The following is a 23,466-nucleotide window of genomic DNA, read 5'->3' on the forward strand; positions in this document are numbered from 1 at the left end:
AGGTAACCGGAAAGCGCCCAGCGATGTCGCCCGCTTGCGTCACCAGTTGCGCTGCGGATTCCGCTGTCTCCATTCCCGCCGCTCGTCGAAGCTCAGATCGGGGCAGTCGCCCTGGGGAAGACGGATGCGGCGGAGCGGGTCGGATTCCTCGAGGTGCGCCTCTGGCCAGCCGAGGGAGTCCGCGAGGACTATCGCGACAAGAGCGTTCCGCTCCTGGAGCGCATGCATTCGCAATGGCGCGCCGCATCATGGCGAAGGAGGGCTTCGCGCCCGCTGAGCCTTCCGGCGAGGAGTAGGTGCTGTTCATCACCGACAGCGCAGCACCCGCCTGATCGTCGACTCGCTCACGCCGTACATCTCCATGAGCTTGCGACGTGTCGTCCCGTTGGCGAACAGGCGCCGTGCCTCGGTCTTCTGCTCGTCGCTGAGGGCAGCGCGCTTCGACTTGGAGGTGAGGTCGAACCCTGCGCGACGGAGCGTGTCGCGGACTGTGTTGCGGCGCAGGTTGTACTGCTTGGCAAGCTCGTACGTGGACGCCCCGGCCTCGTAGTCCTCGATCAGGAGCTTGACGACCGACCTGTGGAGGGCGTTCTTCTGGGGGACCGTGCGGTCGTTGACCTCTCGTGTCGACTCGCGTGCCGTGGCCAGGAGCTCGGCCAGTTCCGCGGCTTTCCGGGCTTGTTGGCAGTAGTTTCGCAGGAGCCCGACAAAAAGCCCTGGTGGGAGGCAACTTTCACCAGGGCTTCGTCGTTTCTGAGGGTGGTCACTGCCTGGTCCACTCGTTCGAGCTGCTCGGTCCGTCCACCGCGCAAGTGGACCAATCTCGTTCGGCGTTGCTGCCCGCGAAGTGCACCAAAAGGTGCCCGTCGAGTGGGCCAGAATCCGCGCAGGGCGATGCTCCGACCCCATCTGGAGAGGTCGGAGCTGGGGTCTGAGTGTCGCGCGTCGGACTTTGTGGCAGGACGATTGATTGAGTTCTGAGCGGAGAGTTTGACCATGGGTAGACCACCAGTGATCCCGGTGGAGAAGAAGACGAGGATCGTGCTGAGCGTCCTCGCCGGCGAGATGACCATCGCCGAGGCGGCTCGGCGTGAGAAGGTCAGCGAGCAGTCGATCGGTCGGTGGGAGGCGGACTTCCTTGAGGCAGGAAAGACCGGCCTGGCGGCAGGCAAGTCCGGGCCGTCGACGCGGGAGCAGCAGCTCGAGGCGGAGGTCGCGGATCTGACCCAGGCGCTGGGTGAGGCGGCGGTCGAGATCCGCGTGTGGAAGAAGTCTGCGGAGGGCCGGTTGGGCCCTTCGAAGACCTCGAGGTGATCCGCATCGAGGCGGGCGTGTCGACGTCGAGGTTCTGCAGGCTGATCGACATGCCCGAACGGACCTGGCGGCGCTGGCAGGCCAAGGCACGCCAGGAGCAGCCACCGAAGGGTCCGTGGCCGCAACCGGCGCGGGACGCCGCCCGCCCTCTGGTGACCAAGCACGCTCTGGCGAAGCCGGCGTGGGGGCATCGGAAGATTTGGGCGCTGACCCGGCACGACGGCCATGTGGTGTCGCAGGCGACCGTGCTGCGGTTGCTGCGTGACGACGGGCTGATCCTGCCGTCGGAGTATCAGAAGCAGCGGCGCGAGCTGGCGAAGGATCGGAAGGCGGCGTTTGCGAAGAACCCGACGGGTCCGAACCAGGTCTGGCAGTTGGACTTCAGCGAGTTCGAGACCGCCCAGGGCGGGACCTGGCGGATCGCGGGGTGCCGGGACTGGTACTCGAAGGTCGAGCACCCGTTCCACGTGTCGCCGACCGCGAACCAGTACGACGCGATCGCGGCTATCGAGCTCGCTCTGGCCGACTATGAGGCGATGTTCGGGCACCCGCTCGTCGACGAATGCGAGGTCGACCCTCAGACGGGTGAGGTGCTGCCGGTGGTGACGATCGTCACCGATAACGGCGGCCCGTTCCGGTCGCTGAACTTCGAGCTGTTCATCATGCGACACCCCGAGCTGCGACACGTCCGCACCCGGGTCAAGAGCCCTGGGCAGAACGGGTCACGCGAACGCGGGTTCGGGACGCTGAAGTATGAGCGGCTGTTCCTCGACGAGATCCCCGACGCGTTGACCCTGATCGAGCGCGCCGAGGACTACCGGGTCGAGTACAACACCGAGCGGCCTCACGAGGCGATCGCCTGGAACCGGCCGATGGAGGTGCACCTGGGCCTGGCCGACCCCACCATCCCCACCTTCGAAAGAGAAGAAATCCTGCCAACTACTTGCCGCGGGACACTTTTGATGCTGCCGAGATAGATCTCGACAGTTAGGTGCGACAGCGATGCACGATGCATGGTTCTCGGCGCGGAGATTCTTCTGCGCGAGCGGGAATAAATCTGCGTGCTCGTGCGTCACCCAGAGTAAAATTGAGTCGAGGTGACTCAATACACGAGAGGAGAGTGATGATGCTGTTCGATACGTTCAAGGAACTGGACCGGATCAGCTCGGCGTTCTTCTCCGGGTTCCCGGAGTCTGCGCTGAGTTCCGCGCCGATCAACCTCTACCGGGAGGATGATCGTTATGTAGTGGAGGCCGATCTTCCGGGGTTCGACCCGTCGTCGATCGACGTCTCCGCTGAGGCGGGGCTGTTGACCATCCGCGCGGACCGCGATACCTCACGGGAGGACCGCGGCGAGCGCTGGCTGGTCCGCGAGCGCAGTTCCGCGCGCGTGGTTCGGCAGCTTGCACTGAGCGACGAGGTGGATCTGGATGCGATCGCGGCCGACTATCGAGATGGCGTTCTGAAGATCACGCTGCCGGTGAGAGCCGATGCGCTCCCGCGCAAGGTCGCTGTCGCCGTCGAAGGATCCTCGTCCTCTACCCCGCACGCGATCGGGGCGGGCGTGGCCGAGAAGGAGGTCGCGGACCCAAAAGCCCGACCCGCGCATTCGGTCGACTCCTGACCCGGTGGCTGCCCGGGGCCCGGAAGGGCCCCGGGCTCCGGATGCGCGGGAACGTTCCCGTTCACGTCGTCCGTTCTCGGAGAACGGGGGTTGCGTGATGGACGCCTTCGATCTGTTGGACTCGGCGACGAGCATCGAGACCGCCCCCGTCGTAGAGCCTGCGGACGATCTGGCTGCGGTTCGCGAACTCTATCGGAGCGCGCCTCCGATGGACGGATCCCGGGTGACGACGGGTCTGGAGCCGGGGACGCCGGCGCCGGATTTCGCGCTCCCGGCCGCGGACGGCACGATCGTGCGGCTCTCGGAGCTGCGCGGGTCTCCGGTGGCGCTGGTGTTTTATCCGTTGGACTGGAGTCCGGGATGCAGTGTGCAACTGGAGCTGTACCAACAGGAGTATGACGAGTTCGCATCCCGCGGCATCCGCCTGCTGGGCATCTCGGTCGACTCGATCTACAGTCATGGCGCGTGGGCTGCGGTGCGCGGCATCCGCTACCCGCTGCTGAGCGACTTCCAGCCACGGGGTGAGACGGCCCGCGCGTACAACGTGTGGCGGAACGCCGACGGGCACAGCGAACGCGCCGTCTACTTGGTCGACGCCGACGGGATCATCCGCTGGGCTCACGTGTCCGAGCGGCTGAAGGAGCTGCCGGACTTCGACGCGCTCGTTGACGCCCTCGACCTCGTCGCGGTCGAGGAGCACAACGACGACAACGAGCGCAACAACGACGACAAGGAGGTGCAGTGATGACGATCTGGGATGTCACGCCCACCCGCCCTCGGCGCGCGCCCCGCACGCGAACGGTGCCGGTGGCGATCTACGGCAACCGCTGGTGCGGGATCACGCAGCTGATCCGCCGGGCGCTGGATCGGGCAGGTGTCGGATACGATTACGTCGACCTCGACGACCATCCCTCCGTGCAAGCACGCCTGGAGGCGCTAACGGGCGGACGGCTGCGCACTCCGGTCGTGCACATCGACGGGGAGTGGCTCATGGAGCCCAGCCTCCGCCAGGTGCAGGCCGTCCTCGCGCGGCACGGGGTGTGGCTGTGAGCGTCGTGACGTGCCCGGGGTGCGCGGCGAAGAACCGCGTGCCCCAGGCGCGTCCGGGCAGGGTGCGCTGCGCCAAATGCCACACCGACCTGCCCTGGCTCGTGGACGCCGACGATGACTCGTTTGACACGGTGGTCGGGGAGGCGACACTCCCCGTGCTGGTGGACGTGTGGGCGCCCTGGTGCGGCCCGTGCCGGCAGATCTCGCCGGTCGTGGACCAGCTCTCCCGCGACCTCGCCGGACGCCTCAAGGTCGCCAAGGTCAACGCGGACACTTCGCCACGCATCTCCCAACGCCACGCCGTCTCCTCGATCCCCACCCTTCTGGTCTACCGCGACGGGAAAGAAGTAGACCGCATGGTCGGCGCCGTTCCCGCGCCGCAGCTGCGCGCCTGGGTCGAACGTTCCCTCAACACCTGACAGAACCCAATAGGCGATGGCACCCGCACGGCGGAACGCATGGCTCAGAGCCCAGTGCCGACGTCCAGCAGGAAGTTGAGCCAGGCCACGCCGGCCCCGGCCAGCATCGCAGCGCCGACCGCGGCGAACAGTCAGGTGCGGGCTTTGGTCACGGCTTGGTGACTGCCACAGGATGATGCGACCGCCCACGCGATGGCGCAGACGATGAGCATGAGCACAGCGGTGACGAGGACAGCCATGAGCAGCGCGCCGACGATCTCGTGGAGCCGGGCAGCACCCCCGACGCCACCGAGGTCGGGGAACACGTCCATCAGAGTGTGTCCGATTAATGGTGGATCTGGCCGAGCGCATGGTTAGTTGATTCGGCCTTCGAATGCGATCGCGAACGCGTTCAGTGCCGGCTTCCACCTCGTCGCCCAGCGTGCCCTGCCCCTGCCGGTGGGGTCAAGCGAGCGGGTCACGAGGTAGAGGCACTTCAGCGCCGCAGCGTCGTTGGGGAAGTGCCCGCGCGCCCTCACGGCGCGGCGGTAGCGCGCGTTGAGCGACTCGATCGCGTTTGTCGAGCAGATCACGCGGCGGATCTCGACGTCCCAGTCCAGGAACGGCACGAACTCGGACCACGCGTTCTGCCAGAGCTTCGTGATCGCTGGATACTGCCCGCCCCACTTCGCGTCGAACTCCTCGAACCGCTCGACCGCGGCCGATTCGGTCGGGGCGGTATAGACGGGTCGGAGGTCCTTGCCCATCTCTTCCCAGTAGTGCCGGACGCGAACCGGAACGTGTTACGGATCAGGTGGATGATGCAGGTCCGCACCGTCGCGAGCGGCCACGCCGTATCGATCGACTCTGGCAGGCCCTTGAGGCCGTCGCAGACGACGATGCACACGTCCTCGACGCCGCGGTTCTTGGCCACTCGGTCATCTCCTCGATGACCTTGTCGGTGATCCGGCTGATCGTGTCCTTGGACACCGAGGCTCCGTAGACTTCGTCGAAGTGCGCGGCGACCTCCCCGGTCGTCAGCCCACGCGCGGCGAGCGAGAGCACGATCTCGTCGACCCCGGTCAACCGCCGCTGCCGCTTCTTGACGATCTTCGGGTCGAACGACCCGTCCCGGTCCCGAGGAACCTCGATCTGCACGGGACCGACCTCGGTCAGCACGGTCTTCGACCTCGTCCCGTTGCGCGCATTCTCGCTGGTCGACACAGCGTGCTTCTCATAGCCGAGGTGCTCGGTCATCTCCGCCTCGAGCGCCGTCTCCGGCACCCGCTTCGTCAGTCCGTTCAGCAACCCGTCCGGGCCGCCGAGGTCGACGCCCCGTTCCTACGCTTGCTTCAGCAGCTGCTCCGCGAGCTGCTGCTCGTCGATGATCTCCCCCCGTCACAGGATCGATCATCTCGATGACATCGGTCATCACCCTTCCTTTCGGTCAGGCCCGACCAGATCCACCGCTAGTCAGACAGTCCCGTCATGTCCTGTCGCTCCGCCTCCTGGGTTCCGATGCGTCGGCGGTTCCGGTCATTGTTCGAATCTCCGCGGTTCCCTCGGCAAGCATGCGGTAGATGCGCTCGTATCCCGCGGCCATCACGGGGAGGTCGAAGCGTTGCTCGGCATCGTTCCGGCACATATGCGGGTCGATCTCCGAGGCGCGCTGGACCGCCTCGACGAGCTGGTCGGCAGCGTCGGCGATGAAACCGTTCTCCCCATGTCGCACGATCTCGGGGACGCTTCCCCGGCGCGTGGCGATCACGGGCGTGCCGCAGGCGAGCGCTTCAGCCATCACCATCCCGAAGGGCTCCTCCCACTGGATCGGGAACAGCAGGCACGCGGCGTTCGCGAACAGTTCGCGTTTGAGGTGCGTATCGGCCTCGCCGATGTATTCGGCGTCGTGGGAGAGCAGGGGGCGGACTTCTCGGTCGAAGTACGCCTTCTCCGAGGGTTCGGTGAGCTTTCCGGCGAGGATGATCTTCCGCCCTGCGCGACGGGCGGTCTCGATGGCGACGTGCGCTCCCTTGTCGGGGCTGAACCGACCCAGCCAGAGCACCGTGTCCGACTTCTGCTCTCGGAAGGGGAAGGCCGCGACATCGATGGCGTTGTGGACGGTGCCCACCCAGTTCAGCTCTGGTGCCTGTCGTCGCTGGGCGTCGGAGATCGCGATGATGCCCACCGTCGATCCGAGGCGACGGTGGTAATCACCGTTCTCACCGGCGACCGGACCATGCATGGTCACGACGGTGGGCTGTCGTCGGTGCCGCGCGAGCAGCGGGCCGGCCGCGGAATGATCGTGGACTATGTCCACGTCGAGTTCGTCCATGATCCGTCCTACTTCGGCGGCGAGCACGAGCTCGGGCATCACGCTCGATCCGAGCAGATGCGACGGAGGCGTGTCGTACACGGGTCTGAAGTCCTGTGCGCGCGTTCCGGACCTGCCGGACCCGACGAGGGTGACCTCGTGCCCGCGGTCGACCAATTGGTCGACCAGTCCGGCCACGACAGTCTCGGTGCCTCCGTATCCCGCGGGGGGAAGCTCGAACCATGGCGGCGCGATCATGCCGATCTTGAGCGGTTGCCCGCCCTCGTGCGGTGTCGCGGTGTCTTGCCGTTCGACGATGAGTGACATGAGTTACTCCCAAGAGTGTTTGTTCCCGGAATCACATCTCCCTTCCCCATCGAAGAGTTGCTCGCACTATAGGTCCATGTAACTTACCGTTACAAGTATAGGTATGGTGGTCTCGAGCGAGAGTTCGAGTGAGGAAGGAGCGCGAAGTGGCTTCCGAAGCAGACCTGGAAGCGCGAGGCCTGGTCGGTGATGATCAGCCCGGACCCCACGGGATCGGAGCGGTTCCGCAGCTCCAGGGCTCCGTGACGTTGGTGGAAGGCTCCTCGTTCTGCGTGTCGCAGCCCAACGGGGATATCGTCCCCCACCGCAGCGACGGGCTGTTCGTGATGGACACCAGAGTGCTCTCGCGGTGGCAGTTGCGTATCGACGGGCATGAGGTCGAGCCGCTCACCGTGCTGCCTGCTGAGCCTTTCGAGTGCCGTTTCGTGGGTCGTATCCCCACCCGACCGGGACAGGTCGAGCCCACGGTGATCGTCGAGCGCCATCGGATGGTCGGGCAGGGCATGCGGGAGGACATCGTGGTGTCCAACTTCGGGGCCGAGTCTGCAGGACTCGACATCGTTCTGCATCTCGATGCCGATTTCGCCGACCTCTTCGAGGTGAAGGAGGCGAGACCCGTGCGCGCTCTCGGAGTCTCGTCGACGGCGAGCTCTGATTCGGTCTCCTTCCTTGTGTCCGCGTCGTCAGGAGAGGAGCGCGGGGTGCGCGTGTACGCGCCGGGAGCGCAGGCCGTTCCAGGGGTCCTCACCTTCCGCACGGTGGTGCCTGCTCATGGACAGTGGCAGACCAGTGTCGAGGTTCTTCCGATCGTCGCAGGCGACGAACTGGCGGCGTCTTTCCCCCTTGATCGGCCGCTGGCCCATACCGAGCCTGCGCGGCGGATGCAGGGATGGCACGAGGCGGCACCGGTCATCGAGGTCGGCAACACCGTGCTCGCCCAGGCTCTTTCGACCAGCGAACGTGATCTCGGTGCCTTGCGGATCGTGGACCCCGAGCATCCCGAGGACCAGGTGGTCGCGGCGGGCGCGCCGTGGTTCATGGCCCTCTTCGGGCGTGACGCTCTGATCACCAGCTGGATGATGCTTCCCTACGCTCCCGGATTGGCGCTCGGGACCGCCCGAACGCTTGCGCGGCTACAGGGGACGAGGGAGCTGGCGATGGCTGAGGAGCAGCCGGGCAAGATTCTCCACGAAGTCCGGCGCGGCGCGGATCTCTCCCTCACCCTGGGGGGCGAAAGCGTGTACTACGGCTCGGTGGATTCGACGCCGCTGTTCGTGATGCTGGTGGGCCGGGCACTGAGGTGGGGGGTCCCGGTGGAAGAGCTGGCCGAGCTCAAGCCTGCCGTGGACGCTGCGGTGCACTGGATCCGCACCTACGGCGACAGCGATGGAGACGGGTTCGTGGAGTACAAGCGGAGCACCGACCGCGGGCTCCTGAACCAGGGATGGAAAGACAGCGGAGACTCGATCGCCCATGCCGATGGTTCCGTCGCGGAAGCGCCGATCGCGCTCGCGGAGGTGCAGGGGTACTGCTATGCAGCCTATCTCGCGGCTGCGGAGATCGAGGATGCTCTCGGTTCTGCGGCCGAGGCGCAACGTCTCCGCGAAGACGCGGAGAGGCTGCGACTTCGTTTCCACGACGCATTCTGGATGCCGGAGGAGGGTTTCTATGCCCTCGCGCTCGACGCGAAGAAGCGGCCCGTCACGGTGATCTCCTCCAACATCGGGCATTGCCTATGGACAGGCATCGTGAACGACGACGTCGCGGACGCCGTCATCGACCGGCTGGTCGCGCCGGACATGTTCACCGGCTTCGGCATTCGCACGCTCTCGGACCGTTCCGCCCGATACAACCCGGCGAGCTACCACAACGGCTCCGTGTGGCCGCACGACTCCGTCATCGCCGCTGCGGGGATGATCAGGTACAGGCGCGAAGATGCGGCGATCCGCGTGCTGTCCGGTCTTCTCGACGCTCTCGAGGCGTTCGGTGGCCGTCTTCCCGAGCTGTTCTGCGGGTTCGACCGTCGCGACAAGCCGGTGCCGGTTCCGTATCCCACATCTTGTTCACCGCAGGCATGGTCGGCGGCCACACCCTTCGAGTTGCTCAGGATCGCACTCGCGTTGGACGCCGACGAGCGTGGCGCGCTTGTGACGGTGGCGCCAGTTCCTGCGATGATCGGACAGGTGCAGATCCGCGGTTTGCCACTCGGTTCCGGGAGGGTCGACGTGGAGGCCGACCAGCATCACGCTCGTGTGATTCGAAACTGAGCGGCCGGACCCAGCCGCCGTCCGCGTGTTCAAAGATGCGTCCGTGAGATGCGCGATGGAGAAGAAGGAATGAGAGATGGCGGAGGTAAAGAGCAGCGAAGCGATGCCGCCCCTGTACCAGGACGACGCCCCCATTTACACGATCAGCCAGGTGGCTACCCTGCTCGGCATGCAGCAGGCTGCGCTTCGTCGACTGGACGACGAGGACATCGTGTCCCCAGAGCGCTCCGATGGTGGTCAACGGCGCTACTCGCGTAACGAGGTCGAGAGGCTTCGCGAGGTCCAGGACCTCACCGACGCCGGGGTCACGCTTCCTGGCGTCAGAGAGGTTCTCGCCCTCCGGCGAAGGGTCGAGGCCCTCGAGCACGAGATCAGCGAGTTGCGGTCGCGACCGACGGCCTGACGCCGACTCAGTCGGAAGATTGGGCCGGCCGACGATCTCTTGACTCGTCTCTAGAGCTCCCGCTGATCCTCATCGTCGAGGGGAGTCTCGATCCGTTGCTCCCATGCGTCAATCGGGTCGGCGTCTTCCGGCAGCGGCACCGAGGTCGCGACCCGGTCGTCCGCCGCGTCGGGGCCCGCATCTATGTCCTGCTCCAGTGCATCCTCGAGGGGAACCTCAGGATCCTCACCCGGTTGCTTCGTCATCCCCAGCTCCTCCTTATCCTCATCGCCTCATTCGCTGAACCTCAGATGCCTCGCCTGCTCGAAGTCGCCCACCGCGCTGCTGCGATGACTTCCGGAGCACGAGGTGGGACCTCGCGGCACCGGTGCGCAGCCGAGGGCAAGATCAACGCTTGCGTGCTGCACATACTGAGCCTGAAAACCTTCACCTAGAGTAGCAGGTTACTCGCAGATCGAGTTGAAGGATAGACAGAGTCAAGTTAAACTTGACACGTAGCGACGCAAGTTTAATGAGCCGGGGAGGTTGATGTCCAATGCGTCGTTGGAACGGACTCAAGACAGCTGTCCTGTTGGGTGCGCTGTCCGCGTTGATGCTCGTAGCAGGGTATGCGATCGCTGGCGGCTCGGGCCTCGCGGTCGCGGCGCTCTTGTCGCTGGCGATGAACGGTGCCGCCTACTTCTGGTCGGATCGTCTCGCGCTGCGCGCGATGGGAGCGCGTCGCGTGGGTGAGTGGGAGGCGCCCACTCTCATTGCGACGGTGCGGGAGCTGTCGGATGCTGCGGGCGTGCCGATGCCGAAGGTGTATATCAGCCCGTTGCCGCAGCCGAACGCGTTTGCCACGGGTCGTGACCCACGTCATGCGGCGGTATGCGTCACCGAGGGAATCCTGCGGCTGCTGACATGGCGTGAGCTTCGTGCCGTCCTCGCGCACGAGATGTCCCATGTGGTCAATCGAGACATCCTCGTCTCGAGCGTGGCCGCCGGTCTCGCGGGCGTGATCACGTCGCTGGCCAACTTTGCGTTCTTCCTGCCGGTGGGCGGCGACGATGAGGGTGCCCCGAACCCGCTGGCGACGCTCGTCATGCTCGTTCTCGCGCCGGTCGCGGCCGCACTTATTCAACTCGCGATCAGCCGTACTCGCGAGTTCGAGGCCGACGCTGACGGTGCCGAGCTCGCCGACGATCCGCTCGCGTTGGCGGCGGCGTTGCAGAAGATCGAGGCAGGCGTGCACAGCGCGCCGCTGGTGAGCACGCCTGCGACCACCGCGAACGCCCACTTGATGATCGCGAACCCGCTCGCCGACGACGGGCTCGGTGGATTGTTCCGGACGCATCCGCCGACGTCTCAACGTGTGCGGCGACTGCTCGAACTCGCCGACGAACGCCGAGATCACCGACGCCCGGCGTCGATTCGCTGAGTATGGCGCACCACCGATAACCGCACCTTCGAAAGGAGAAACTCTGATGACCGAGGACAACGCAACCACGCCCGCTCGTGCACTCCTCGCCCGTTACGAGGATTATCAGGCCGCGCAGGCCGCCGTGGACAAGCTCGCCGATGCCGACTTCCCCGTTGAGCACGTCTCGATCGTCGGCTGGAATGTCCGGATCGAAGAGCAGGTGACCGGGCGCATGACGTTCGCTCGCGCCGCCGGCTACGGCGCGGCGAGCGGGGCATGGTTCGGCTTGCTGATCGGACTCGTACTGTCCCTGTTCACGCCAGGGATTCTCTGGCTCTGGACGGCACTGTGGGCAGTCGGCCTCGGTGCGCTCTGGGGAGCGATCTTCGGTCTCGCAGGGCACGGCATCTGGAGGGGCGGCCGCGACTTCTCATCCGTACAGCAACTCGCCGCTGAACACTGGGACGTCATGACCAGCCCGAACCATCTCGAACAGGCCCGGACGTTGCTCGCCGAAGCCCAGCCGCAACAGTAACCAAGCCAACTCGTCAGCCACTCAACCCCGTACGCGCGCAACCCGCGCGTCCAAGCGAACGGCTCTCGCTCGTCGCCGTGCGCGTCAACTGCCGCAAGCTGCGGCTGGGCGCCGTCGACCTCTTGGCGTCGTCCGCTCATCCAGCCGAGCTGATGCTTCTGCGACGCAGCCAAGGGGGACACCCTCCTGCAGAAACCGGACGGCTGTTCACAGCGAATCCTGGTGGTTCGGATTGCGCCCTAGCGGGGACGTCGCGTGGCGAGGAGCACCGGCGGCGGTGTTCCTACAGAGAGGAAAGAGTCTTGTCGGAAGTACCCGGGACCCGATGGTGGCGCTCGAGAACCTCAATGATCTTGCGGTCTCCTGCCGCGACTCTGGTCGCTGTTGTGGTGGCCATCGTGATCGCAATCGCTGTCGCGCTAGGTCAAGCCCCAGGGAGTGGTGTAGTTCGGGTTCCTTCGATCTGTTGATGGTTCAGGCGGTGAGCTCGAGGGTGCTGTCGGTGTTCACCTCCTCCGTGCCGGTGTTGTCGACGAGGGCGAGTCGGGACTTCGCGAGGATCTCGAGCCCGAGGTAGCGGCGGCCTTCGGCCCATTCGTCGGTGATCTCGGTGAGGACGGCGCCGACGAGGCGGATGATCGCGTCGCGGTTGGGGAAGATGCCGACGGAGTCGGTGCGGCGACGGATCTCCCGGTTCAATCTCTCGTTGGGGTTGTTGGACCAGATCTGCTGCCAGAGCCCTTCGGGGAACCCGGTGAACGCGAGGATGTCAGCTCGTGCGGTGTCGAGGTGCTCGTGCGCGTCGGGGAGTTTCCCGTTGACGTAGTCCAGGAGCCGGTCGAACTGGGCGTTCACGGCGGCAGCGTCGGGTTGGTCGTAGACGGAGTGAAGCATCGCTTTCACCGCCGGCCACATAGTCTTCGGTGTCACGCTCATCAGGTTGGCCGCGTAATGGGTGCGGCAGCGTTGCCAGACCGCGCCGGGCAGATTCGCCGCGATCGCCTCCACCAGGCCTGCGTGGGCGTCGGAGGTGACCAGGCGAACGCCGCCCAGGCCGCGGGCGACGAGGTCGGCGAAGGACGAGTTCCAGGCCGCCCCGGTCTCGGACGTCGCGACGCGGAGCCCGAGGACTTCGCGGCGCCCGTCGGCGTTGACGCCGGTCGCGACGAGCACGACGGCGTTGATCACCCGACCGCCTTCACGGACTTTCATGGTGAGCGCGTCGGCGGCGACGAACGTGAACGGGCCCGAATCCCCCAGGGGTCGGTGCCGGAACTGGGCGACGTGCTCGTCGAGGTCCGCGGCCATCCGTGAGACCTGCGACTTCGACAGGTTGTGGATCCCAAGGGTCTTCACAAGCTTGTCCATCCGGCGGGTCGAGACGCCAGCGAGGTAGCAGTCCGCGACGACCGTGATCAGCGCCGACTCGGCGCGTTTGCGGCGTTCGAGGAGCCATTCGGGGAAGTACGTGCCGGAGCGCAGCTTGGGGATCGCGACGTCGATCGTCCCAACCCGGGTGTCGAGGTCGCGGTGCCGGTAGCCGTTGCGCTGCGCCGCCCGGTCGGTGGAGCGTTGGCCCCATTCCGCGCCGACGACGGCGTCCGCGTCGGCGGACAGCAGCGCGTTGATCGTTGTCTGCAGCAACCTGCGCATCAGATCGGGAGACGCGTCGCCCAGCGCTTCCTGAAGCAGGCCAGCGGGGTCGACAATATGAGGTGCGGTCATCGTGAAGATGCCTTTCGAGTGGGATGTGAGAGTTTTTCTCGAAGGGAACTACACGGTGACCGCACCCATCTCTACGACGAGACCGGCCACCGCGAACTACACCAACTTCGGCGCTTGTGGGGGTCTTCGTCAGCGCCGACGATGGATGCATGGCCACGACGCGCACGCTCACCCGACGAAACGCGGGATGGATCGCGCTTGCTGTCGCCGGTGTCCTCGTCGCGGCGGCGCTCGTCATCGCATCGATCGTCGCGTCGGGGCGGGGCGAACCGCTCGCGGCAGCGCCGACGCCCACGCCTACGCCCACAGTCGAACCCGAGCCGACGCCGACACCCACCCTGGTCGGACCCGCCGCGGACACGACCGACTACGACCTCGCCGGACTCCCTGAGGTCACCGTCTTCGCTATCGTTCCCGAGCTGCCCGTCGACGACGATCCGTTCGGAGAGCTGACCGGGGTCGCCGCTCGAGCGGCGGGCGCCGCGGTCCCCGTTTTCGCCGAGCCCGGTGGCGCTCCGGTGGCGTCGCTTCCGCGCGATTACTACTACGACGGCACCGTGGTGCCGGTGATCGAGCAGTACGACGCATGGGCGAAGGTCATGCTCGTGGGCCGCCAGGCCTATCCCTCCGGGGGGAACTCCGGGCAACTCACCGGATGGCTCCGAACGCAGGACGTCGAGTTCACGGCGCAAGAGGCGGTCGTCGAGGTCTCCCTCGGCGACCGAACCATCGACATCGTTCGTGGCGCGGACCGGCAGCGCGTCGCCAGCGACTTCGGGTCCGGCGTCGAGGCGACGCCGACGCCCCTCGGTCGTTCGTTCATCATGACGGTGCGCACCGAGCCGACCTTCGCGTACACGAGGGGCAATCCGATCACCTACCTCTCGGTGCATAGTCCGACTCTCGACGGGTTCGACGGCGGCGATGTCGCCGTCACCGCCTTCCACTATCACGACACCCGTTCCGGTCGAGTGTCGAACGGATGCCTGCGCGTCGATGAAGCGGCAGCCCACGCGCTCGCTGCGCTCCCACTGGGGACTCCGGTCATCATCCGCGAATGACGCTCGCGCGGATGCCGCGGAGGTGGTCAGCGGCGCGGTGGGCGGTCTTCGCGCTTAGCCGAGTTGCCGAATCGGTCGGGCTTCAACTCGATCAGCTTGCCGCTGATGCGGGTGTTCTCGAGTCGCCTCAACGTGTTACGCGAGAGATCCGCGGGCAGCTCGACGAGCGAGAAGTCGGGGCGGATCTGGATCGCGCCGAAATCCTCGCGGCGAAGGCCCCCCTCGTTGGCGAGGGCTCCGACGATCTGGCGCGGCTCAACCTTCTGGCGCCGGCCGACCGAGATCCGGTAGGTCGTTCGCGGTCCGCCTCCGCTGCGGGGGCCGCGATCGGAGCGTTCGTTGCGGTCGCGTCCACCACGCCCGGGTCGGTCCTGCGAGCCACGGGCGAACCGCGGCTCGCGTGCTGCATCCGGTTCGAGAAGCAGGGGAGTATCGCCCTGCGCGACGATCGCGAGCGCTGCAGCGACATCCGCCTCGGGCACGTCGTGGTGCTCGACATAGTGGGCGATGATGTCGCGGAAGATGCCGATCTGCGCCGGATCCGCGAGCGCTGCCGTGATCGCGTCGTCGAAGCGTGTGAGCCGGGTCGCGTTGACGTCCTCGACGCTCGGCAGCTTCATTTCGGTCAAGGGCTGGCGCGTGGCCCTCTCGATCGAGGTCAGCATGCGCCGCTCGCGCGGGGTGACGAAGCTGATCGCCGCTCCCGCGCGTCCGGCTCGTCCCGTGCGGCCCACGCGGTGGACGTAGGACTCGGTGTCGATCGGTAGGTCGTAATTGACGACGTGGCTGATGCGGTCAACGTCGAGGCCGCGGGCTGCGACATCCGTGGCGACCAGGATGTCGAGCTTGCCGCTCTTGAGCTGGTTGACCGTCCTCTCGCGCTGCGCCTGCGCGACGTCACCGCTGATCGCTGCAGCCGTGTATCCGCGGGCGCGCAGCTTTTCGGCGAGGGTCTCGGTCTCGTTCTTCGTGCGCGTGAAGACGATCATGCCCTCGAAGTTCTCGACCTCGAGTATGCGGGTGAGCGCATCGACCTTCTGCGGGTACGACACCAGCAGGTACCGCTGCGTGATGTTGGCCGACGTGGTGGTCTTGGTCTTGACCGTGATCTCTTCGGGGTCGCTCAGGTACTGCGCCGAGATGCGGCGGATCTGCGCCGGCATCGTCGCCGAGAACAGGGCGACCTGCTTGGTCGGGGGGGGGGGGGGTGTCGGCGAGAATCGTCTCGACATCCTCGGCGAAGCCCATCTTGAGCATTTCGTCGGCCTCGTCGAGCACGAGGTACTTCAGCTCCGATAGGTCGAGCGTGCCCTTATCGAGGTGGTCCATGATGCGGCCCGGCGTTCCCACGACGATGTGTACGCCTCGGCGCAGCGCCGAGAGCTGCTGCCCGTACCCCTGGCCGCCGTAGACGGGCAGGACGTGGACGCCGCGCAGGTGCGAGGCGTACTTCTCGAACGCCTCGCACACCTGCAGGGCGAGTTCGCGGGTGGGTGCGAGCACGAGGGCCTGCGGGGTCTTCTGCGACAGGTCCAGCCGCGAGAGGATCGGCAGCGCGAACGCGGCGGTCTTTCCGGTCCCCGTCTGGGCAAGTCCGACGACGTCGCGGCCCGCCAGCAGTGTGGGGATGGTCGCGGCTTGGATGGCGGACGGCGTCTCGTAGCCGACATCCTTGAGCGCCTTCATGACCGCGTCGTCGAGACCGAGGTCGGAGAAGGCGGGCTCAGCGCGGGGAGGCGCTGCCTCGTCGGTCACGTGCTCGGAGGAGGAGGCCATGGGTGTGACGCTAGTCGCTCGGCGGTGTCAGCGCGATTCGGCCTCAGCGGTGCAGGTGCGCCCGCTGGCCCTCACGGTCGAAGACCATCAGGAGCTCTGCAGGCGCGTCGATCGCGCTGATCGCGTGGGGGGTCATGGTCGAGAACTCGGCAGCCTCACCCTGCGCGACCTCGATGCGTCGCTCGCCGAGCTGCAGCAGCACGCGGCCCTCGAGGACGAGGAACCAGTCGAAGCCAGGATGCACGCGTGTCGCCGGCACCTCGGGCTCGGGCTCGAGCCGCATCTTCATCGCCATCGTGCGGCCATCGATGCGATTGAGGGCCCACGTCGTCCGTGCGCCGAAGCTGCGCTGGGTCGGTCGGATGACGACATCATCGTCGTCTTCGGCGTGGAACAGATCGTCGAGGCTGATCTGCAGCGCCTCCGCGAGTGGCACAAGGACATCGATGCTGAGCGCCCGTTTGCCGGTCTCGATGCGGCTGATCGTCGATGCGCTGAGATTGCTCCGCTCGGCGACCTCATCGAGCGAATACCCGAGAGTCGTCCGGACGCTGCGCAGCCGCATCCGTGCGAGCGCTTCCACATCGCTGATTGCCATGGATCCAGCATCCGTCGCTCTTGCAGATTGCGCAAGATGGCATCCGGTTATAGCAGGCGGTCGTACGCTCGTCGCATGGTCACCGACACCCCTCGCGCACACGCCGCCGTCCCTCACGCACACACCGCCGCCCCCGCCATGACGCGTCGCTGCGACGTCGCCGTCGTCGGCGGGTCTGCCGCAGGGCTGGCAGGTGCCTTACAGCTGGCGCGGCAGCGCCGCTCGGTGATCGTCGTCGATGACGGCACGCCACGGAACGCTCCTGCCGACCACATGCACGGCTACCTCGGCCGCGAGAGCGCTCCGCCCGCCGAGTTGCGCGCGATCGGCCGTGAGGAAGTGCGCTCCTACGGCGGGGAGGTTCTGTCGGGTCGCGTCGTCGATGTCTCCCGCGAAGGCGACCTGTTCCGTGTCGAGCTCTCGGGTGGGAGCGCGCTGCTCGCACGGCGGGTCCTCGTGGCATCCGGGCTCACCGACGAGCTACCCGAGATCGACGGCCTTCGCGAACGCTGGGGCCGTTCGGTCATCCACTGCCCGTTCTGCCACGGCTGGGAGGTGCGCGACCAGCGTGTCGTGCAGATCGTGACCGACCCCCTGAACCTGCACCCGACAGCCCTCATGAGGCACCTCACCGACCGTCTGTCGGTCGTGCTCCACGAGGGCGTCGATGCCCACGACACCGCTGTCCGGGCGCTCGAGGCGTCCGGTGTGCCCGTGCATGCGGCGGCGGTCGATCGCGTCACGGATGCCGACGGTGCTCTCCGCATCGAGCTGGAGGGCGGCGCGCACCTGGCTGCGGATGCCGTGCTCGTCGGCGCGCGATTCCGAGCGCGCGTCGAGGCGCTCGCCGGACTGGGCCTTGTCGCGACTCCTCACCCCAGCGGCTGGGGTGAGGTGCTCACGGCGGATGCCACGGGTCGCACCGTGGTCGAGGGCGTGTTCGCGGCGGGAAACGTCGTCGATCCGGCCCTTCAGGTGCTCCACGCCGCCGCGAACGGCAGCATGGTCGGCGCGCAGATCGCCTTCAGCCTCGCTCACGAGGATCTTGCGGCAGGTTCCCGTCCCTCGGGCGTGGAGGCCGAGTGGGATGACCGCTATGGCGAAGGGCAGATCTGGAGCGGCAACCCGAACGGCACTCTGGTCGCGGAGGTCTCGACGCTCGCTCCCGGCCGGGCGCTGGATGTCGGCGCGGGGGAGGGGGCAGATGCTCTCTGGCTCGCCGAAAACGGATGGCAGGTCACGGCATCCGATGTCTCGTCGCGCGCGCTCGATCGGATCCGGCAGGAGGCGCGGCGCCGCGGTCTGGACGTACGCACGCGGCACGTCGACGCCAATAGCGTCCACCCGTACGCAGGGGAGACCTTCGATCTCGTCTCGCTACAGTACGGCTCGTTCACGCGCACGCCGGATGGCCGCGGCGTGCGGAGCCTGCTCGAGGCGGTCGCTCCGGGCGGCACCCTCCTGGTCGTCTCGCACGACACGGCGTGGGCTCGCGATGCGGGTGATCCTGCCGAACACACCCGGATGTTCGACCCGGATGCTTACGTCGGCGTCACCGAGATCCTGGCGGCACTGGCCACGGACGAGAGCTGGCGCATCGAGGTGCACGAGAAGCGGCAGCGTCCGGCGGGGGCAGCCAGCAGTCACCATGTGGAGGATGTCGTGCTGCGGGCCGTCCGCCTCGAGGGGTGATCTGGACCTCGGGGGAACCGGTGGATATGGGGTGGGCTCGGTGGCGCGTGGCTACGGACGCGGCGTCCAGATCTCGGCCGGACCGATCGCTTCGGCGATGCGACGGCTAAGCGCGCCGAGGCTGTCGGCCTCCGCGGTCGTCAGCGGCGCGAAGACCAGTTCGCGGATGAGGGCGTGGTGGCCCGGCATCGCTGACTGCACGAGGTCGTGGCCGGCATCGCTCAGGATGCCGAGGGTGAACCGCCCGTCCGTGGCGTCCGTTTCGCGAGAGACGAGTCCGGCGCGCTCGAGCCGAGTGAAGGCGCGGGACAGGCGGGAGAGCGTGCAGTTCGCATAGCCCGCGAGGGTGCTCAGGCGCAGGGTGCGCTCGGGCGCCGTATCGAGGGCGAACAGCACGCCGTACTCGAAGTGGGTCAGTCCGCAACTTTCCTGGAGTTGCGCATCGAGCGCACGGGGCAGGCGTTCGAGGACTGTGGCAAGCGACGCCCACGTCGCGAGCTGCTCCTGACTCAATCGCATGGGACAAGCCTAGTGCGATTGACTTGCTCAGGAAAGTCATGGCGCCTAGCATTGACTTTCCTGAGCAAGTTATCGACTCGTGTCCGACCGGATCGCGCGTCAGAACGGAGCATCCATGGATCTGCAACTCGGCGGCATGACGGCGTTCGTCAGCGGCTCGACGGGAGGGATCGGATATGCGATCGCCGATGCCCTCGCCGCCGAGGGAGTCGACGTCGTCGTGAACGGCCGCAGCGCCTCGGGCGTGGACGAGGCGGTCGGCAGGCTTCGTCACCGGCATCCGGCCGTCGAGGCGTCGGGGATCGTCGCGGACGTCGCCGACGCGAGCGCTGTGAGTGACCTCATCGAACAGCTCGGCCAGGTCGACGTCCTGATCAACAACGTCGGACTCTTCGGGCTCGATGCCTTCGAGAGCATCGATGATGCACAGTGGCAGCGCTACTTCGACGTCAACGTCATGAGCGGCGTACGGCTCTCTCGCGCGCTTCTGCCCGGGATGCTCGAGCGCGGCTGGGGTCGCATCGTGTTCATCAGCAGCGAGTCGGGAGTGTCGGTGCCCGCCGACATGGTGCACTACGGCGTCACGAAGGCAGCGATGATCGCCCTGGGCAACGGCCTCGCCAAGCGCACCCGCGGCACCGGGGTCACCGTGAACACGGTGCTCGGTGGTCCGACCTACTCGGATGGCGTCGCTCGCGCGATCGACGAGATCGCCCGTTCTCAAGGTGCGCCGGTCGATGTCGTGAAGGATGCCGTCATCGGCCAGAACCGGACTACGCTGCTCGAGCGGTTCATCGACCCGTCCGAGGTCGCCGCGCTCGTGGCATACCTGGCAAGTCCGCGCGCGTCGGCGACCAACGGTGCGGCGCTCCGGGCAGACGGGGGAGTGCTCACGACGACGCTGTAGGTCACGCTCCGGCCTACGGTGGACGTATGGGAGATTCCGCCGGCGCCGGCCGCTGGATCCTGATCCGACGGAGTGCCTGCGCCGGGTCGCTGGCCGTGCTGGTGATCGCCGGCCTCGCGGTCCACACGATGCTGCCGGACACCGCGGCGACCGACATCGCGGGGGACGCGCTCTACGCGGCGGCGGTGTACGCGTTCGTTGCCGGGATCGCCGTGCGGCAGTCCCCGCTCGTTGTCGGAGCCATCGCCGTGACCTGGTGCGTGGGCATCGAACTGTTCCAGCTCACGGGCCTGCCGCTCGCCGCCGGCGCGGCGTTCCCGCCCGCCATGCTCGTCCTCGGGACCGTCTTCGACCCTCGAGACCTTGTCGTGTACGTGGTGACGATCGTCGCCGTGACCGCGACGGATGCGGGGATCGGACGCCTCCGGGACAAAGGGCACTGACGCTTCCCAGCCGCCGCCGCTAGCGTGGTGTGGATCTGGGTCTGGGGTGAGCGAGGTGTGGGAGCGATTGCGCGTACGGAGTTTCGTCGCGATCTGGTGGCGTGCTGTCACTGACGGCGCGTTCTTCAACCGGTGGAGCACGTTCCTCTCGTTCATCCTCGCCGTCATCGTGGGCGTTCCGACGATCCACGGCGCCTCGGTCGAAGGCTACCTGCAGGGCATGGTCGTCGGCGCCGTCGGATGGATTGCGCTGGTGATCCTCGCGATGCCGGCGGTCTTCGCGGAGCGGCGACTGAGGTCGCGACCCGCTCGCGGCGTCATCGTGCTCGCGACGCTGCTGACCCTCTGCACGCTCCGGACACCGCTCAACGACGCGATCAGTCGCTGGCTCTGGGATGTCAGCACGACCGGTGCTTTCGGGCCGCGCGCGGTCACCAACATCGTCTCCGGGCTCGCGATGTTCTCCCTCGTGGGCATTGCGCTGTCCGAGTATGGCCGTCGTCGCGCCATTGTGACGCGGCTCGAGAGTGCGCTCGCGCCGATGCGGGCCCGGCTCCAGCGTGCCCATGAGGAGGCGGCGGAGGTGGATGCCGTGCTGGCGGCGACGGCGCAGCGCCTTCGGGCTTCCCGCAACGTCATGCTCGCCCGCCCCATCGATTTCGAGATCGTGCGCGCCTACGCCGAACAAGTGCGCCGCGAAAGCCACCTCCTTGAGGCGCGCGCTGACGAGGCTGACGCGTCAGCGCCCGCATCCGAGCCGGTCGTCAGGCCCGCCGAACCGCGCCGAACCGTCTCGGAGCGCCTCATGCGGCCGCCGCCCCTGGTGATCGCCGCCGTGTACGGCATCGCGACCCTTCCGTTCTCCCTGTTCAACGGCGGGATCTGGGTCGCGGTCGTGGGCTTTGTCGGACTCGTGGTCATCGACCTTGCGGCGGGTTTCGTGACGGGCCGCGTGCTCCCCAAGCCGGGCGCCGGTTCGCGACCTGCGCTCTTTCTGCTCGTGTGGATGCTGGCAGGCGTCGCGGTCGCCGCAATGTCGCTGGCTCTGCTGCCGCACATCGGCATGATCGGACTCGTCGGGATCGTGGTGATCCCGGGGCTTGCGATCGTCGTCTCGGTCTGCGTGGATGCCCTGCGTTCCGCCCACCTGGCCGCCCTGCGCTCGCAGCAGATGCTCGCCACCGCGGCGCGGGATGTCGCTCTCGAGAGTGCACGCGCATCCGATCCGCTGCGCCACGCGGTCGGCATCCTGCACGGCGGAGTCCAGGGCCAGTGCGTCATCCTCGCCGCGCAGGCCGACGAACGTCAGCCCACCGTGAGGGAGGTGGCGCAGTTCCGGGAGAGAACCGACGACGCGTTCGATCGGATGCAGGGGCCGGTGAGTGAGATCGAGGTCGGGCGTGGATCCCGCCATGGTCCACTCGGTTCCCTCGGCCGGGTGATCTCGGCGTGGCGAGCCGTGCTCGACATCTTCTACATCGCGTCGGACGATGCGCGCGCGGCGCTGCGAGATCGAGACACCGACCAGCGGGCGGCCGAGGTGGTCACCGAGGCCTTCGTGAACGCCGTCAAGCATTCGGGGGCTGGCGAGGCGACAGTCACGCTCGCCATCGCGGACACCGGTCGAGTGTGCGTGCGGGTCTCGTCACCGGGCACCCTCCCGCCACTGGAGCACCGAGCATCCGGAATCGGCACCCGGAGCGCAGACACCCGCATCTTCCAGTCCGACGCAGACGTCGTGCTCGAATCCCTCCTGCCCCCGAGCGCGGATGAGTCGGCTGCTACTCCCGCGGCAGGCCGCGAAGCCACCTCCTGAGCATGTCCGTCGACGCCGTGCGCAGGCGCTCGCCGTAGCGAGCCGCGTCGCCTCGGATGGTGCGCGGATCGACGCCGTGTGATGCCAGTTCGACGGCGTGTCCGATGAGCCACTCCTCGATGCGCGCGGGGTCGGCCTCGGGGTGGAACTGCAGGGCGAGGACGTGGTCGCCGACCGTGAACGCCTGAGCGCCGCAGTGTTCGGTCTGCGCGAGGCTCACGCACTCGTCGGGGAGCTCGAAGACGTCGCTGTGCCAGTGCAGCACCGGAACCCCGTCGAGTGCCGACAGAACGCTGGACCGCCCGGCGGCAGTGAGGCTGAGCGGCGCGAAGCCGAACTCCGGTGCGGCACCGGGGTGGACGCGCGCACCGAGGACGGTCGCGATCATCTGCGCGCCCAGGCAGATGCCCAGTGTCGGTGCCCCGACGCTCATCCACGACGCGATCGAGCGCATCTGGTCGTCGAGAAACGGGTAGGCGTCACGATCGTGCACGCCGATCGGTCCGCCGAGGATCACGAGGAGGTCGGCCCCGGCGAAAGCGCCCGCGTCGAGCGCGTCGACTCCGGCACGCAGATAGCGAAGCTCGAACCCGTGACCCTCAAGGACCTCGCCCCAGGTCCCCGCGTCCTCGAACGCCACATGTCGCAGCACAACCGCGACGGCGCGGTCGGACGCGTTGGTGTCCGCCTGGCGGTCCTGAGTCTCGGTTCGGTTCACTTGCGCTCCTCCCTGACGCTGGAGACATCCAATCGAGCGGCGCGAACCCGGGAAAGATCCAATGCGGAGCCGCTGGCATCGACCGCGCCGAAGGGAACATTGTGTAACAATTTCAGGATGTCGGGAGTGATTGCGGTGCTGCTTGCAGCACTCTGCTTCGCGACGACCGGCACGGCTCAGGCGCTCGCAGACGTGGACGCGTCGCCGCTGTCGATCGGTGCCGCACGCATCCTGCTCGGCGGCGGGATCCTCGGCGCGGTCGCACTGGCGACACGATCCCGGATGCCGCGCGCACCACGTCTCGGTGCTGCGGCGACGTACCGCGCCCCCGCGTGGATCATCGTCGCTGTCGGCGTCATGGGCGTCCTCGCCTACCAACCGGCCTTCTTCGCCGGCACCCGCCTGAACGGCGTGGCCGTCGGCACCGTCATCGCGCTCGGATCCGCGCCGATTGTCACGGGCGTCCTCGACGCGCTCATCCGTCGGCGGATGCCGACCGTGCGCTGGGCGGTGGCGACCGCGATCGCGCTCGTCGGCGTCGTGCTCGTCTCAGGACTGGTCGGTGGAGGCGCCGCGACGG

Annotated in this window: 23 protein-coding genes and 4 pseudogenes; 16 read left to right on the top strand and 11 right to left on the bottom strand. The window is 67.2% G+C overall.

The features are described from left to right. Positions 1-39: 39 nt before the first annotated feature. Together AC3ENO_RS05755 and AC3ENO_RS05760 are read right to left on the bottom strand one after the other, a co-directional pair. The gene (locus AC3ENO_RS05755; RefSeq protein ID WP_434969659.1) at positions 40-228 is read right to left on the bottom strand and encodes a hypothetical protein; all 189 of its coding nucleotides are present in this window, start codon (positions 226-228) and stop codon (positions 40-42) included. Positions 229-306: 78 nt separating this feature from the next. Further along, positions 307-909, bottom strand: coding sequence for a helix-turn-helix domain-containing protein (locus AC3ENO_RS05760; RefSeq protein WP_434969660.1), 603 nt, complete (start codon positions 907-909; stop codon positions 307-309). Between the two features lie 87 nt (positions 910-996). Between AC3ENO_RS05760 and AC3ENO_RS05765 the strand changes: the two genes are divergently transcribed. The 6 genes from AC3ENO_RS05765 (at position 997) to trxA (ending at position 4,407) form a co-directional block, all read left to right on the top strand. Continuing rightward, positions 997-1,314, top strand: coding sequence for a transposase (locus tag AC3ENO_RS05765; protein ID WP_434969661.1), 318 nt, complete (start codon positions 997-999; stop codon positions 1,312-1,314). A 50-nt stretch (positions 1,315-1,364) separates the two neighbouring features. Then, on the top strand, positions 1,365-2,291 hold the full coding sequence (locus tag AC3ENO_RS05770) for an integrase core domain-containing protein (RefSeq protein ID WP_434969663.1): 927 nt from the start codon (positions 1,365-1,367) through the stop codon (positions 2,289-2,291). A 146-nt stretch (positions 2,292-2,437) separates the two neighbouring features. Next, positions 2,438-2,938: an Hsp20/alpha crystallin family protein gene (locus AC3ENO_RS05775; protein ID WP_434969664.1), complete on the top strand. Its 501-nt coding sequence runs from the start codon at positions 2,438-2,440 to the stop codon at positions 2,936-2,938. A 97-nt stretch (positions 2,939-3,035) separates the two neighbouring features. Continuing rightward, positions 3,036-3,683 carry a redoxin domain-containing protein gene (locus tag AC3ENO_RS05780; protein WP_434969893.1) on the top strand — a complete coding sequence of 216 codons (648 nt, stop codon included), beginning with the start codon at positions 3,036-3,038 and terminating at the stop codon, positions 3,681-3,683. After that, a complete protein-coding gene (locus AC3ENO_RS05785; protein WP_434969665.1) occupies positions 3,683-3,988 on the top strand; it encodes a glutaredoxin family protein in 306 nt (101 codons plus the stop codon). Before AC3ENO_RS05780 ends, AC3ENO_RS05785 begins: the two co-directional genes overlap by 1 nt. Continuing rightward, positions 3,985-4,407 carry a thioredoxin gene (gene trxA, locus AC3ENO_RS05790; protein WP_464497509.1) on the top strand — a complete coding sequence of 141 codons (423 nt, stop codon included), beginning with the start codon at positions 3,985-3,987 and terminating at the stop codon, positions 4,405-4,407. The genes AC3ENO_RS05785 and trxA overlap by 4 nt, the downstream gene beginning before the upstream one ends. Positions 4,408-4,451: 44 nt before the next feature. Here the strand turns inward: trxA and AC3ENO_RS05795 are convergent. From AC3ENO_RS05795 to AC3ENO_RS05805, 3 genes and pseudogenes are all read right to left on the bottom strand, one after another. Continuing rightward, a pseudogene (locus AC3ENO_RS05795) lies at positions 4,452-4,718 on the bottom strand (DUF6112 family protein). A 42-nt stretch (positions 4,719-4,760) separates the two neighbouring features. Then, positions 4,761-5,800, bottom strand: a pseudogene (locus AC3ENO_RS05800) (IS256 family transposase). A 72-nt stretch (positions 5,801-5,872) separates the two neighbouring features. Continuing rightward, a complete protein-coding gene (locus AC3ENO_RS05805; protein WP_434969667.1) occupies positions 5,873-7,024 on the bottom strand; it encodes a glycosyltransferase family 4 protein in 1,152 nt (383 codons plus the stop codon). 146 nt (positions 7,025-7,170) lie between these two features. On the opposite strand from AC3ENO_RS05805, the gene AC3ENO_RS05810 reads away from it, so the two are divergent. Further along, positions 7,171-9,291 carry an amylo-alpha-1,6-glucosidase gene (locus AC3ENO_RS05810; RefSeq protein WP_434969668.1) on the top strand — a complete coding sequence of 707 codons (2,121 nt, stop codon included), beginning with the start codon at positions 7,171-7,173 and terminating at the stop codon, positions 9,289-9,291. 76 nt (positions 9,292-9,367) lie between these two features. Next, a complete protein-coding gene (locus AC3ENO_RS05815; RefSeq protein WP_434969669.1) occupies positions 9,368-9,694 on the top strand; it encodes a MerR family transcriptional regulator in 327 nt (108 codons plus the stop codon). A gap of 50 nt (positions 9,695-9,744) precedes the next feature. On the opposite strand, the gene AC3ENO_RS05820 is transcribed toward AC3ENO_RS05815, so the two are convergent. Continuing rightward, a complete protein-coding gene (locus AC3ENO_RS05820) occupies positions 9,745-9,939 on the bottom strand; it encodes a hypothetical protein (RefSeq protein ID WP_434969671.1) in 195 nt (64 codons plus the stop codon). 290 nt (positions 9,940-10,229) lie between these two features. Between AC3ENO_RS05820 and AC3ENO_RS05825 the strand changes: the two genes are divergently transcribed. Both AC3ENO_RS05825 and AC3ENO_RS05830 read left to right on the top strand, forming a co-directional pair. Beyond that, positions 10,230-11,114: a M48 family metalloprotease gene (locus AC3ENO_RS05825; protein WP_434969673.1), complete on the top strand. Its 885-nt coding sequence runs from the start codon at positions 10,230-10,232 to the stop codon at positions 11,112-11,114. A 46-nt stretch (positions 11,115-11,160) separates the two neighbouring features. Beyond that, a complete protein-coding gene (locus AC3ENO_RS05830; protein ID WP_434969674.1) occupies positions 11,161-11,631 on the top strand; it encodes a YflT domain-containing protein in 471 nt (156 codons plus the stop codon). A 474-nt stretch (positions 11,632-12,105) separates the two neighbouring features. Here the strand turns inward: AC3ENO_RS05830 and AC3ENO_RS05835 are convergent, their stop codons facing one another. Continuing rightward, the gene (locus tag AC3ENO_RS05835) at positions 12,106-13,356 is read right to left on the bottom strand and encodes an IS256 family transposase (RefSeq protein WP_434969675.1); all 1,251 of its coding nucleotides are present in this window, start codon (positions 13,354-13,356) and stop codon (positions 12,106-12,108) included. 149 nt (positions 13,357-13,505) lie between these two features. Between AC3ENO_RS05835 and AC3ENO_RS05840 the strand changes: the two genes are divergently transcribed. After that, entirely contained in the window at positions 13,506-14,417 is a 912-nt protein-coding gene (locus tag AC3ENO_RS05840) for a L,D-transpeptidase (protein ID WP_434969676.1), read from the top strand. 26 nt (positions 14,418-14,443) lie between these two features. Here AC3ENO_RS05840 and AC3ENO_RS05845 read toward each other — a convergent pair. Continuing rightward, positions 14,444-16,193, bottom strand: a pseudogene (locus AC3ENO_RS05845) (DEAD/DEAH box helicase). 43 nt (positions 16,194-16,236) lie between these two features. Then, positions 16,237-16,791, bottom strand: coding sequence for a helix-turn-helix domain-containing protein (locus AC3ENO_RS05850; RefSeq protein WP_434969677.1), 555 nt, complete (start codon positions 16,789-16,791; stop codon positions 16,237-16,239). 75 nt (positions 16,792-16,866) lie between these two features. Here AC3ENO_RS05850 and AC3ENO_RS05855 point away from each other — a divergent pair, with 75 nt between their 5' ends. Further along, complete coding sequence (locus tag AC3ENO_RS05855) at positions 16,867-18,483, top strand: FAD-dependent oxidoreductase (protein ID WP_434969678.1); 1,617 nt, start codon at positions 16,867-16,869, stop codon at positions 18,481-18,483. Positions 18,484-18,534: 51 nt separating this feature from the next. Here AC3ENO_RS05855 and AC3ENO_RS05860 read toward each other — a convergent pair whose 3' ends face one another. Continuing rightward, positions 18,535-19,002: a MarR family winged helix-turn-helix transcriptional regulator gene (locus AC3ENO_RS05860; protein ID WP_434969679.1), complete on the bottom strand. Its 468-nt coding sequence runs from the start codon at positions 19,000-19,002 to the stop codon at positions 18,535-18,537. 115 nt (positions 19,003-19,117) lie between these two features. Between AC3ENO_RS05860 and AC3ENO_RS05865 the strand changes: the two genes are divergently transcribed. Genes AC3ENO_RS05865 through AC3ENO_RS05875 form a run of 3 tightly spaced genes read left to right on the top strand, consistent with a single transcriptional unit; the run spans position 19,118 to position 22,168 of the window. Further along, the gene (locus AC3ENO_RS05865; RefSeq protein ID WP_434969680.1) at positions 19,118-19,909 is read left to right on the top strand and encodes an SDR family NAD(P)-dependent oxidoreductase; all 792 of its coding nucleotides are present in this window, start codon (positions 19,118-19,120) and stop codon (positions 19,907-19,909) included. Positions 19,910-19,935: 26 nt separating this feature from the next. Next, positions 19,936-20,352, top strand: a complete 417-nt coding sequence (locus tag AC3ENO_RS05870) for a DUF2809 domain-containing protein (RefSeq protein WP_434969681.1) — start codon at positions 19,936-19,938, stop codon at positions 20,350-20,352. A 46-nt stretch (positions 20,353-20,398) separates the two neighbouring features. Next, entirely contained in the window at positions 20,399-22,168 is a 1,770-nt protein-coding gene (locus AC3ENO_RS05875; protein ID WP_434969682.1) for a hypothetical protein, read from the top strand. Here AC3ENO_RS05875 and AC3ENO_RS05880 read toward each other — a convergent pair. Beyond that, positions 22,134-22,886, bottom strand: coding sequence for a glutamine amidotransferase (locus tag AC3ENO_RS05880; protein ID WP_434969683.1), 753 nt, complete (start codon positions 22,884-22,886; stop codon positions 22,134-22,136). The two genes, AC3ENO_RS05875 and AC3ENO_RS05880, sit on opposite strands and share 35 nt — an antisense overlap. A 117-nt stretch (positions 22,887-23,003) precedes the next feature. Here AC3ENO_RS05880 and AC3ENO_RS05885 point away from each other — a divergent pair. After that, a pseudogene (locus tag AC3ENO_RS05885) lies at positions 23,004-23,378 on the top strand (EamA family transporter); the annotation flags it as partial. Between the last annotated feature and the right edge of the window lie 88 nt (positions 23,379-23,466).

The sequence above is a fragment of the Microbacterium sp. bgisy207 genome (assembly GCF_057706855.1).